The following is a 9,358-nucleotide window of genomic DNA, read 5'->3' as shown; positions in this document are numbered from 1 at the left end:
CTTGCCTGTGCTTGTTTGTGGAACAGGCATCTTGCCTGTGCTTGTTTGTGGAACAGGCATCTTGCCTGTGCTTGTTTGTGGAACAGGCATCTTGCCTGTTGAATTTGTGGAACAGGCATCTTGCCTGTGCTTGTTTGTGGAACAGGCATCTTGCCTGTGCTTGTTTGTGGAACAGGCATCTTGCCTGTGCTTGTTTCTGGAACAGGCATCTTGCCTGTTTTAGCATCAACTCTCGATCGCCAAGAAAAGGTAAACTATAAACAGCAAACATAACATTCAAACAATTATGATTTTTCCAGGTTCGGCAGTTCGAGTTAAAGATAAGGGTGAGATTTACTACGCATTTCAAGGACAAGTCCAGCGAGTTACCGACGGGAAAGTCGCGGTACTGTTTGAAGGCGGGAATTGGGACAAGCTGATTACGTTCCGCCTGTCGCAGTTGGAACTTGTCGATGCTACGGCTGGTCGCGCGAAATAGTCAGCGGTCATTAGTCATTGTTAATGGGTAATTTGTAATTGCTAAAGTACCCAATACCAGGCTACTAACTCATGACCCTTGAAAACTAGCACAAAACCAATGACGAATGACTAATGACTGATGACGAATGACTAATGACTAATCACTAAAACTATGCGTTTACCTTTACCCCAATTTGCTACAAAAGAGCGCCATCCCGATCGCATTGCTGAGGTTATCGAGACGGCAACTTCGGAGTTTTTGGCTCAATGTTTGGAACCGTTCGACTTAAGCTTTCCCGTGATGCCGCCTTTTGGGAGTTGGGTGAAGGCCGAGGATGAAGAGTCAAAAAATCAAATTTACGGCGTGGTTTATTACGCTACGACTAGCCCGATCGACTCGGTGCACAGAGCTCGCGCTTTGGGTTTGTCCCTCGAAGAGTTGCGGGAAGAACAACCGCAGATTTTTGCGATGCTAAAAACCGAGTTTCGAGTGGCGATTGTGGGGTTTGAGGCTGCGCCGGAAAGGTTGAACGGTCACGGCCCATCGAGGGGTAAAATTTATCAGTATTTGCCGCCGCGCCCGCCGCAAATTCACCAGGCGGTTTATCGCTGCGAACCGGATGAGGTGATTGATTTTACGGTGCAGTTGGATTTTTTGAGGACGCTGCTGGGTGTGACTAATGCGCCGGTGGAGGCGCTGACGGCGGCGGCGATTCGGGAGATTTATCAGTTGCGGATGCGCGATCGATCTTGGTTGGTGGAAGCGGGGAGGAGTTTGAGTGTTTTGTTGAAGGATGATTATGACAGGTTGAGGGTGATTTTGAGTCAGATTCATCCGTAGGGAAAAGGTTAAGAATCAGAATAATAAACAGTGACATAGCCGTCGTTCCAGTGGTCTTTATCTAAGGGATAACAGCTTATATGAAAGCCTTCTGGAGCATCTATAAAACCGGGTTGGGAGAGCATTCTTGCCTTAGCAGATTCGGCTAATGTTTTAGTCGAATAAATACCGATAATTTTTAAGTCTTCGCGGTCATCTCCCAATTCATGGACGTGCTCAAGAATAAAGACATTAATTATTTTATGAAAATCCTTTCACAATCGCTCTTTAGGTTGATTATAGTACAATACGGTTCAGTTAGTGCTAAAAAAACCGATCGTGCGTAGGTTGGGCCCGTGGAACGAACCCTCCGTTTCACTCCACCCAACATTTCCGCTACAATTTTCCTTAACCCAAGCGTATTGGATTATAGTACATAGCATTCATTCCAACCAGGCATCTAAATCTAATGTAAAGTGATGGGTATTTTGCAGTAAAAAAGAGCGACCTTGTTTAACTAAATTGCCTTGACAAATAACCGGAATTCTGGCTTGATAAGCTTTGACTGCCAGTTCGTAGACTGGTTCTGCTAGTTCTAACTGAATGCGCCGCAGCTTGCCAACAATAACGCCCGTCAAAGTTAATTTTCCTGCTGATAATCCTTCTTGCAAGTTGGTAACTATGCCTTGAATGGTAATGTTAGGAGCTGATGTCAAGAGATTGCTGAGGATTTCGATCTGGGAACGATTTTCAGCAATTTCTAGGGTTTGTAAAACTTCAGCCATCCGGCGGGGAAAGTCTAAAAATTCTGGTTTTAATGGTAGCAGAATCTCTAACTCTTCTGAGGTTTCGCTGTGGCGATTCCAGAGAGAAGCTTTATCGTCAATTTGTCGCACTTCTTGCCAGCAATGCGTTTCGAGGTAAGTACGCACAATTTCTGGCTGTAGATTTTTGAGAATTTCGGGATCTCGAACGGTGACTATCATAGAGTTTCGCCTGCTTCTATTAGCTGCATGAGGGTGGTAAGAGCATTTACATTAAAGATATTCTGTCTGGGTATGGAAATTGTAACAGTGGTTTGATTCTGGGTTGGGGGTTGACCTCGCAGAGAAACCCAATAACCGCAATATTTCAGGCAAAGTTCCTGTTGAGATTGGATTAGCCAATTGTCTAAATTGTCGGGTACGACTACAAGGATTAACAGTCGGGGAGTATGAATATTTTCTACTTTCAATTCATTGTAGTTCTTGACTTCGAGCGGATATCTAATTGCTTCCTGTCCAATCACATCCCTAGATGTGCATTTTACCTGGAGTTCAAGTCGGGGATATCGAATAATTCCACTTCCCATACCGCCAGCAAGAATGATATCGATGCCGTCAAAATCTAATGGTCTAGCTGCTATCTGGAAGGAGTAGCCAGCCGAGGCAGCAACTGCATAAATATACGCATAACTGAACTGTTCTTTTTGCTGGTTAATGTCCACAATCGCTATTTGTTTAGTCTATCTCAAGCATAACTGGCACGGGATGATCTCGCTCCTACCTTAGTGTAGCGCCCTAGATGACAATCAGCAACGTTTACAGGAGCATGACTCTCTGACAAAATCGGGAACATGGCAAGAGCAGGTAAAGCCCTCAAAAAAATATTAGAGGCATACGATATCAGTCAATATCAATTGGCGGCAAAGATGGAAATCGATCGCTCAAACGTTAGCCGTTGGGTGAGTGAAGAACGAGATCCATCCGCTGAGGCGGTATTTGCGATTAAGCAAGCGTTGCAGACATTCAATCGGGAGGCGGCTGATGAATTCGTCAGGTTGTACCTGGGAAATGGCGAGGAAAACGGTTAGGTTCTCAGGTGTGGAGAGCGCCCCACCGATCGCCCTTGCTGCATTCAAGGACGATCGCCCATGAATTTGCAATAATTTATTTAAAGCGAGGAAGATTATATGTGGCTAGAAATAACAGCGCTAAATCAAGTTCCCGAATGGGGTGTCTTGAAGGTAAAAGTTGACGAAACTTCAGTGATTTTGAACCGTCAAGGCATGAATGTCACTTGTTACCGCAATGCTTGCACTCATTTAGAATATCCGATCGACATGGGTAAAGTCAGCAACGGTATCATTACCTGTCCGTTTCACAAATATCAGTACAAATTAGATACGGGTAAATGTTTGAATGCACCCGCCGATTCCCTGGAATCTTATCCGGTAAAGATTGAGGGCGATCGAGTTTTTGTAGAAATAAATTAGTCAGGACTTACGGACTCCGACAAAGAAACCGGGTTTTTTACGAAATACTTTGTTACACACCCTAAATTAGGTAAAAACCCGGTTTCTGCGCCCATGTGTACTTTATACCGTTTTCGCGCGCCGCTGACGGAGAAAAACTGCCAAAAGCCCGATCGCACCTACCGTCAACAGCAGCCATTCTTCGGGTTCAGGAACCCCCGAAACATTCAGAGGATTATTCGGCTTACTCAACTGTTCCTTACCCGATTCTACCTCTCTGTCAAATCGATCGCTCTTAGCTTCCGCTGCCTTTAGCTGCTCCCTTTGCGCGTCATTAACTAACACAATCATCGAAGAATACGGAGTCACCACTTTGAAATTTTTAGCTACTGCGTGCATCGCATCCAATTGCGTCAATTGATTTGAATTTTTCTGCTTGCTAAGTGCAGTTATCAACTGCCGCGCAGCTATGGGTTTAAACCCTTCATTTCCGGTATCTTTTAGCTCTGTAACAGCCCCCGATTTGAGTGTCTTTTCTGATTTGGAATTTTTGGCATAACTCCAAGCATAGCCGTCAACAACGCTAACTGTAGATTCGCCCGAAGCTGCTGTCGTTGCTACTCGCTGCATCGCCTCTTTCATATCTGTAGAAACTCCGCCACCGCTATCTTGAATAGCCTTCAATGTTGCGTCGTCGTAGCCGGGGGGCAAACCTCCCAAATGCACTGTCCATAGGGGTGAAGAGATGGAAAGTTTAAGTTTGCGATCGTCCGACAATTCATAACTGTGGCGATCGCTCACCAAAAATACATTATCGTAACTTTTATCGCCCCGCAACTGTGCAAACTGTTGCAGCATATCTTTGAGCTGGATTGTACCATAAAATGTCACCTTTGCCGCATCGAAATTGCGTACATCTTCCACAAACTTAGGTGGCATTCCCGCAGCGCTGGCGACATACACATCAACACCATTTTTGCCTGCTGCATTAGCTTTCAACCATTCAAAAGTCTCTTTTACTTCCTTACTTTCCGCCGCCATGCTGCGGGAAGTATCGAGAATAACTGCAAATTTCTTGCCTTGCGGTAGCGAGTAATTTGCATCAGCCAACGGCTTAGCAGAAATGATATTTCCTCCCGGTAGAATCGCCTGCTGCACGGTTAGCGGTTGCTGTGCGACTGCGGGCAAAAAGTGTGGTAGCCAAGTTTCTCTTGCTTCTTTGCGACTGTATTTTACCTCTTTTCCGGCGATCGTGCGGCGAGTATTTTGGTTCCAAAAAATGTTGCGTTTTTCAGCCAAAACAGGCATCGCCCAACCCTGGGGCTGGCGCATGACTTTGTAAGTAAGCCACAGGTGCATTTCCGTTGGCCCTTCTGTTTGGGTGAATTCTCGTTTAGCCGGGATTGGAAAAGCCCGCAAGCGGTATTGTTTGGGGCCAATTTGTTCTAGCAAAGCCGGATCGACTCTTTCTACTACCTGTTGATTGTAGACTTGTTGGGCTGCACCGCGAGGCGATACCGTAAATACAAAACGTTTGTTTAAATCGCCAGTATCTCCCAGCCAAACTCCTGTAACTGCGGCGCTTTCCGGCAGGGAAAAGTAGTAGAATACTTCTTGCAAGTTCGGCGTTTGATTTTTGTAAACTTCGTAGAGTTGAACGTCAGCCCAGTCGCCGTTTTCTTTGACTGTAACTTCTTGCGACTGCAACCATACTTTTTCCTGATTGACATTCAGCAAACCGGCTTTCGCTTCTTCACGATTTGAGGTTGACTGCACCGCGTGTTTTACTGCTTCTGTGTCGCCTTTTTGCAGTTCCGTATCGAAGAATTCGCCGTAGAGTTTTTCTGCTTTTTCCACATCAGCACTAGAGCCTTGATACAAAAACGGCGACATTAAAAAATTATAGCTGTTCTGCAAGGTTTGAGCCGCTGCGTCAGGGAAAATCCAAATATTTTTGTATATCTCATAAATGTGGTTGTTTTCTCCTACCGTGCTCAGGTAGCGGTAAGGGGACAAATAAGCGTTAACTAAGCCGGATCGAATCATATCAGACTTGGCTAATAAAGTTTGGCGAACCGTGTCATTTGCGGGGGGAGTCGCCAGCATTTTCATTACTGCAACTTGTGGCTGCTGCTGCAAAGCCGAGAAAATAGCCAGCCAAGCTGCTATGACTCCCAAACTTCCAATTATCGCTTTATTTTTGCCGTATTGTGCCGCAAAACTCTGCCATATTTTTCGGCCGGAATGAATGTAGAGAAAGCCGTACAGCGAAGGCATGACAACGAATAAGCTACAGGTTAAACCAAACAATATAAACGATAGCGGTATCCAAATTAAAGCCGAGGCCCATGCCCCGTATTGAAACATCTCCAGAAATGGTGAAACCCAGGTAAACTTGAAAAATTGAATGACGAAAAATAAGAATCCATAAAGTGTATACCATGCCACAGGTACAGCGTAATAAATCAGCAATGTTGCCGCCCAAACCCCAACTACTACCATTAAACTGTGACATCCTAATTGCAGCCACGCACTTCGCTTTTCTCCGATTAAGTTGAAAATACGAGGCTGTTTATTATGGGAATTCTGGGAATCGAAAATATTTTGCACATTTTCTCTTTTACCCAGATATCCGTACAGCATTTCCACTGAAAATGCTGCAATGCACAAAGCAATAGTAGCGATGATTTGAGAACTAGCTGGGGTGAGTTCTCGCAGCAGGAACAAGCGGAGCAAACACAGCAAAAATAGCGGTGCTTCTACGCCGTAAAACCAACGCATTAGCTGTAGGGGTTGCTTGCCAAAACGCCTAGCTCCTATTACTGTACATACAGTGGGTACTGCGATCGTAGCTGCCATCGTCAAAGAAAACTCTAGGGGGATAGTGCCATCGATTGTCGCCATAATTAATGGCACTCCTATAATCGGCAAAATCCCCAAGTAAACAATCGATAAAAACGTCAAATTCCACGCCCAAAAAAATGTTTTAAAAATTCCATCAAATACCTGTTTAATTTTCATTCATTTCTCCTTGTAAGCTTTGTTTAACGGTCTCGTATATGTTACCCGCAAACTCTTTTACTTCATGATTTTCTGCTTGTAGCGAACTGTCAAATAAAATAGAAACTAGCACCCAATTGTGATTTTTGTGAGTGAGATCGCTGCCGATGCGCGACAAGAAGTTATCGGTAGTTTGCTGTGCAGATTGCAGCCAGTATGTAGCGGATAGTTGGTTGTCTTGGAGAGACAGCCAGCGCCCCGTTATAGCAGGAGTTAGCTGTTTTTTTTCTATGCGATTGACGGGAATTCCGCTCGCTACAAAACACAACTCGGGGGCGTGATAAGTTTGCCAGGATGTGCTGGCTACTGTGAGCATGGAACCGCGCAAGTTGCCTGCGACAAATCTGATTTTTTGTGTTTGCGTGTCTGGATAGTTGCCAAAGAATTTTTGTTCGCTAGGATTCAGGGAAATCGACTCTGATTTAATGTATTCAGGTAATGTTAAAGGTGCGATCGCCATTTTTGACGTTTCTACATGAGACAGTTGAGCCATTATTGCCAAAACTGTGACTGCTGCAATTATTCCTGGTTTGGCTAAAGGGTGATTTGGGAGAATTTCTGAGTTGGGTTTTGCAGAAGTACCGCTGGTTTTTTCTGGCTGAAATTTCGGTACTCGTTGCAGCATTAACCACGTCACAAAACAAGCACATACTAAACCGACAATTCCCAGAGGAACGTGCATAATTTGTGCTATGTTGGGCTGTTGAAAAACTTCTGAAACCAGGACTAACACGGCAACCCGCGCAGCGTTAGCACATACCAACATTAAGAGATTAGCAGCGCCGACTGCTAGCCATTTTAAACTCAATTTACGCCCTTCTAGCCAGGTAGCAGCAAGCAAAAATAGCGTTCCCACTAAGAGAGTTTTAATGCCGCTGCAAGGCACGTCAACCTGAGCGATGCCGTTTTCCAAAATGATAATATCGTAAGAAGAAATAGCCCCAATGTGCAGCAGAGAAAGCAACTGTTCTACTACCTGAGCAGTGAGGACTCGCGCGGGCAAACCTAAGCCGCTATTCAACTGACTATTAAATGGTAAAATACAAGCAAGCAAGCCCGCAATTGGTAAGTTTTTTCGCCAAAAGTTGGAATCCACCAATAAGCCGCACAGCCCGTAAGTTCCGAGGATAAATAGCAGGACAGTAACTTGTTTGATATCAATTATGTACTGAAGGGCGATCGAGCAAATACCCGCACCCAACATTAACAGCAGCGGATCTCGCCTTAAAACGAAATTGGGTGAAAATCCGAAGGGGCGAGCGGAGTTCCCGCTCGATCGCACTACTAATGCTACAATCAGAAAGCCAATTACTATTTTATATAGTGTGGGTATCTCAACAAACGAGGATAACAGCCACTTAACAGCCGAGATATTGGCCCAAAACCAAGCAAGCGCCAGCAAAAAAGGAGCCAGCCAAACCAAATTAACCGCAGGATGAGGAGTAACAGAATCTGGAATTGCAGAATCAGTGATATTGGTGCGCTGCATGATACCGCTTGATATTCACGTTGGTGACATCTTAGCTCAGCCAAATTGGTAATGTCCAGACCGATTATTTAAGTTTTGTCAAGCTTCGATTTTCTCTACAGAGAAGCTAGCGTTATAATAATTAATTTTATCGGAGGTAAAAATGAGCGAAAAAAGTCCAGGATACAAAATTGTTAGCGATAACCGACAAGCGCGCCATCTCTATGAAATTATAGAGACATACCAAGTGGGAATCGAGTTGAAGGGCACCGAAGTCAAATCTATTCGGGAAGGAAAAGCCAATTTGCGCGACGGATATGGTTTAGTTCGGAACGGGGAACTGTGGCTGATCAACGTTCACATTTCGCCTTGGAGAAGTGCTAGCAACTATTTTAATCACGAACCCCGCCGCACTCGTAAATTGCTGATGCACAAGCAGGAAATTCGCAAATTAATCGGCAAAGTCGAAGAAAAAGGCTTGACTTTAGTGCCGTTAAAAATGTATTTGAAAGGCGGCTGGGTAAAACTGGATATCGGTTTGGGTAAAGGGAAAAAACTGTACGACAAGCGCGAAGATTTGAAGAAACGCGAAGATAAGCGGGATATGGAAAGAGCGATGAAGCAATTTTAGTCATTAGTCATTAGTTATTAGACATCTCCAAAAAATAAACTCAAACCTTTGCTACTGGAAGGTAGAAATTTAATTTATGGAGATGTTTATTAGTCAGGAGTCATTAGTGGTTCATGATGGGTGATTGCTGATTAATGATTGGCTATTTTAAATCGATTTCGGTTCATGACTCATTATAATATTTTTCAAAATCCTCAAGGGAGGAGGTTGAGGACTTCCATCGTCACTACAAACTTAATTAGAGTTATTTCACCGCAGTCCATCTTAGGATCGCGAATTAAATAACTTACAATTTTAATTGTTATTGTGGGATGGGCTCTTATAGCCCGTCCACTCATGACGGGCTATAAGAGCCCATCCCACTTTCAAGAGTGGAAGTTATTTAATTCTCATTCCTTACAGCAAATTCTATGTTGATTAACTAAACCCCAGCTCGTTCGCTCCCCGTAGGGAAACGGCCCAGGGTAAGTCCCTCTACACTTCATAAACCTGGAATACGCTGTATCTCCTCATACAGTCGCATACTGTCGATCGACTGCTGCCTAAGTATTATTACTTAGACAAGGAGAAGAGTTCTATCTGCTTTCTGCTTCCCGGTTCTTTTTTTCTGAAAATATCCGGATGGCTTGTGGAGTCTCAGGAATGGTTAACCTATGCTCGAATACCTCTGGGTAGTGGGAACATTAC

The 9,358-nt window shown here is 44.3% G+C and carries 11 protein-coding genes; 6 read left to right on the top strand and 5 right to left on the bottom strand.

Translation table 11 applies throughout. The features are described 5' to 3' along the window. Positions 1-120 precede the first annotated feature (120 nt). From QUA88_RS23860 to QUA88_RS23850, 3 genes are all read left to right on the top strand, one after another. On the top strand, positions 121-273 hold the full coding sequence (locus QUA88_RS23860; protein ID WP_333274191.1) for a hypothetical protein: 153 nt from the start codon (positions 121-123) through the stop codon (positions 271-273). 13 nt (positions 274-286) lie between these two features. Continuing rightward, positions 287-478, top strand: coding sequence for an NAD(P)H dehydrogenase subunit NdhS (locus tag QUA88_RS23855; RefSeq protein ID WP_293145052.1), 192 nt, complete (start codon positions 287-289; stop codon positions 476-478). Between the two features lie 153 nt (positions 479-631). After that, complete coding sequence (locus QUA88_RS23850) at positions 632-1,300, top strand: HAS-barrel domain-containing protein (RefSeq protein WP_333274188.1); 669 nt, start codon at positions 632-634, stop codon at positions 1,298-1,300. 8 nt (positions 1,301-1,308) lie between these two features. On the opposite strand, the gene QUA88_RS23845 is transcribed toward QUA88_RS23850, so the two are convergent. From QUA88_RS23845 to QUA88_RS23835, 3 genes are all read right to left on the bottom strand, one after another. Then, positions 1,309-1,524: a DUF7336 domain-containing protein gene (locus tag QUA88_RS23845; RefSeq protein WP_445251582.1), complete on the bottom strand. Its 216-nt coding sequence runs from the start codon at positions 1,522-1,524 to the stop codon at positions 1,309-1,311. A gap of 198 nt (positions 1,525-1,722) precedes the next feature. After that, complete coding sequence (locus QUA88_RS23840; RefSeq protein WP_333057241.1) at positions 1,723-2,265, bottom strand: hypothetical protein; 543 nt, start codon at positions 2,263-2,265, stop codon at positions 1,723-1,725. Then, the gene (locus QUA88_RS23835) at positions 2,262-2,765 is read right to left on the bottom strand and encodes a DUF4365 domain-containing protein (protein WP_333057240.1); all 504 of its coding nucleotides are present in this window, start codon (positions 2,763-2,765) and stop codon (positions 2,262-2,264) included. Before QUA88_RS23835 ends, QUA88_RS23840 begins: the two co-directional genes overlap by 4 nt. A gap of 129 nt (positions 2,766-2,894) precedes the next feature. On the opposite strand from QUA88_RS23835, the gene QUA88_RS23830 reads away from it, so the two are divergent. Further along, positions 2,895-3,131, top strand: coding sequence for a helix-turn-helix transcriptional regulator (locus QUA88_RS23830; protein WP_333057238.1), 237 nt, complete (start codon positions 2,895-2,897; stop codon positions 3,129-3,131). 99 nt (positions 3,132-3,230) lie between these two features. Beyond that, positions 3,231-3,533 (top strand): Rieske (2Fe-2S) protein, encoded by a 303-nt coding sequence (locus QUA88_RS23825; protein WP_333057237.1) that lies wholly within the window; start codon positions 3,231-3,233, stop codon positions 3,531-3,533. Positions 3,534-3,635: 102 nt separating this feature from the next. Here QUA88_RS23825 and QUA88_RS23820 read toward each other — a convergent pair whose 3' ends face one another. Beyond that, positions 3,636-6,533 (bottom strand): TIGR02921 family PEP-CTERM protein, encoded by a 2,898-nt coding sequence (locus QUA88_RS23820; RefSeq protein ID WP_333274183.1) that lies wholly within the window; start codon positions 6,531-6,533, stop codon positions 3,636-3,638. Beyond that, positions 6,523-8,061: an exosortase O gene (gene xrtO, locus QUA88_RS23815; protein ID WP_333263794.1), complete on the bottom strand. Its 1,539-nt coding sequence runs from the start codon at positions 8,059-8,061 to the stop codon at positions 6,523-6,525. The genes QUA88_RS23820 and xrtO overlap by 11 nt, the downstream gene beginning before the upstream one ends. A gap of 142 nt (positions 8,062-8,203) precedes the next feature. Here xrtO and smpB point away from each other — a divergent pair, with 142 nt between their 5' ends. After that, entirely contained in the window at positions 8,204-8,671 is a 468-nt protein-coding gene (gene smpB, locus QUA88_RS23810; protein WP_006631384.1) for an SsrA-binding protein SmpB, read from the top strand. Positions 8,672-9,358: the final 687 nt, after the last annotated feature.

The organism is Microcoleus sp. D3_18_C2 (assembly GCF_036702395.1).
Taxonomy (GTDB): domain Bacteria; phylum Cyanobacteriota; class Cyanobacteriia; order Cyanobacteriales; family Microcoleaceae; genus Microcoleus.
The sequence above is the reverse complement of the archived record's forward strand: the minus strand, read 5'-3'. Positions and strand labels throughout refer to the sequence as shown.